Origin of the sequence: Actinomyces timonensis DSM 23838, from assembly GCF_000295095.1 — a bacterium.
In the GTDB taxonomy this organism is placed as follows: Bacteria; Actinomycetota; Actinomycetes; order Actinomycetales; family Actinomycetaceae; genus Actinomyces; species Actinomyces timonensis.
In genome coordinates this window covers 3,795-6,053 of sequence record NZ_JH806635.1, presented here as the reverse complement: position 1 = coordinate 6,053, position 2,259 = coordinate 3,795, and the positions used below count along the sequence as shown (strand labels likewise).

At 63.9% G+C, this 2,259-nt stretch carries 1 rRNA gene and 1 other annotated feature (1 of these 2 cut by a window edge); the gene reads right to left on the bottom strand.

The annotated features are described in order from the left end of the window. Positions 1–89: 89 nt before the first annotated feature. A 5S ribosomal RNA gene (gene rrf / locus A1QA_RS0112815) occupies positions 90–207 on the bottom strand. A 170-nt stretch (positions 208–377) separates the two neighbouring features. After that, positions 378–2,259, bottom strand: a sequence feature (mutual gap in cmsearch alignment for this rRNA model is longer than 100); it runs 1,390 nt beyond the window's last position.

Sequence of the window (2,259 nt, the reverse complement as noted above, 5' to 3'; positions counted from 1 at the left end):
GGGGGGTGTGGGGAGGCCCCACGCAACCGGTGTGTCCCCTTGTGGTGTGGGGGTGGTGGTTGTGTGGGGCCTCTGACCCTTTGGTGTGTGCCCGGCGGTGTCCTACTCTCCCGCTCCCTGGCGGGGGCAGTACCATCGGCGCTGGGGGTCTTAGCTTCCGGGTTCGGAATGGGTGCCGGGCGTGGCACCCCCGCTATGACCGCCGGGACGTCTATGTGTCCGCGCCGCCCCGCGTGTGGGGGTGGTGCGTGTTGTGGTGGGCCCTCCGTCCCCCCGCTTGGGGGGGGTGGGGGTTGGTCGTGGACCGCATAGTGGGCGCGCTCGTTGTGTGTCTGGGGTTCCCGCCCGCCCGGTGTCCCCGGGTGGGTGGGTGTGTTGTTTGTGTCGGCCGATTAGTGCCAGTCAGCTCGAATGGCCCTTGCGGGCTGTCCACTCCTGGTCTATCAACCCAGTGGTCTACTGGGGGCCTCCCACCACCCCGAAGGGATGGTGTGGATACCTCATCTTGAAGATGGTTTCCCGCTTAGATGCTTTCAGCGGTTACCCGTCCCGAACGTAGCCAACCAGCCGTGCCCCTGGCGGGACAACTGGCACACCAGAGGTTCGTCCGTCCCGGTCCTCTCGTACTAGGGACAGGCCTTCTCAAGTATCCTGCGCGCGCAGAGGATAGGGACCGAACTGTCTCACGACGTTCTAAACCCAGCTCGCGTACCGCTTTAATGGGCGAACAGCCCAACCCTTGGGACCTGCTCCAGCCCCAGGATGCGACGAGCCGACATCGAGGTGCCAAACCATGCCGTCGATATGGACTCTTGGGCAGGATCAGCCTGTTATCCCCGGGGTACCTTTTATCCGTTGAGCGACGACCCACCCACACGGGATCGCCGGATCACTAGTTCCTGCTTTCGCACCTGCTCGACCCGTCGGTCTCGCAGTCAAGCCCCCTTGTGCACTTGCACTCAACACCTGGTTGCCGACCAGGCTGAGGGGACCTTTGAGCGCCTCCGTTACACTTTAGGAGGCAACCGCCCCAGTTAAACTACCCACCAGGCACTGTCCCTGACCCGGATCACGGGCCCAGGTTCAGGCGCACGCCATGGCCAGAGTGGTATTTCAACGACGACTCCACCACCACTGGCGTGATGGCCTCACAGTCTCCCACCTATCCTGCACAAGCCATAGCGGGCGCCAATACCAAGCTATAGTAAAGGTCCCGGGGTCTTTCCGTCCTTCTGCGCGAAACGAGCATCTTTACTCGTACTGCAATTTCGCCGAGCTCATGGTGGAGACAGCGGGGAAGTCGTTACGCCATTCGTGCAGGTCGGAACTTACCCGACAAGGAATTTCGCTACCTTAGGATGGTTATAGTTACCACCGCCGTTTACTGGGGCTTGAATTCACCGCTTCACCCCACTGGGGGGCTGACGGATCCTCTTAACCTTCCAGCACCGGGCAGGCGTCAGTCCGTATACATCGCCTTGCGGCTTCGCACGGACCTGTGTTTTTAGTAAACAGTCGCTTCCCCCTGGTCTCTGCGGCCCTCCCCCCTAGCCCGCGACGGGGCTTCAGGGCTCGGGCCCCCCTTCTCCCGAGGTTACGGGGGCATTTTGCCGAGTTCCTTCACCATGATTCACTCGTGCGCCTAGGCATACTCTGCCCGACCACCTGTGTCGGTTTAGGGTACGGGCGGCTCGCACCTCGCGCCGGGGCTTTTCTCGGCGCCACAGGATCACCCTGCTATCCCCCACCATCTGTGGGGTCACCATCACGCCTCACCCTCCCACCCGATCGGGCGGAGGCCCCCGGATTTGCCTGGGGACCGGGCTGCGCGCTTGAACGGGCCAAGCCATCAGGCCCGCGGGGCTACCACTGCGCGTCACCCCTGTTAATACGCTTGCCTACCAGCGCGGAGGGTCCCCAGACCCCCCACCACAACCACCAGGCGCCCCCGAAGGAACGACCCAGCGGTCGACGTGGCGTGGGGCGTGGGTCAGCACCCGCGCGTCAGCATGGGCGGTGCTGCACCGGTACGGGAATATCAACCCGTCGTCCATCGACTACGCCTGTCGGCCTCGCCTTAGGTCCCGACTCACCCAGGGCGGACTAGCCTGGCCCTGGAACCCTTGGTCATTCGGCGCTAGGGCTTCCCACCCTAGTATCGCTACTCATGCCTGCATTCTCACTCCCACGCCGTCCACCCCTGGGTCACCCCGGGGCTTCACCCGGCGCGGGACGCTCCCCTACCACCCACCACCCCTG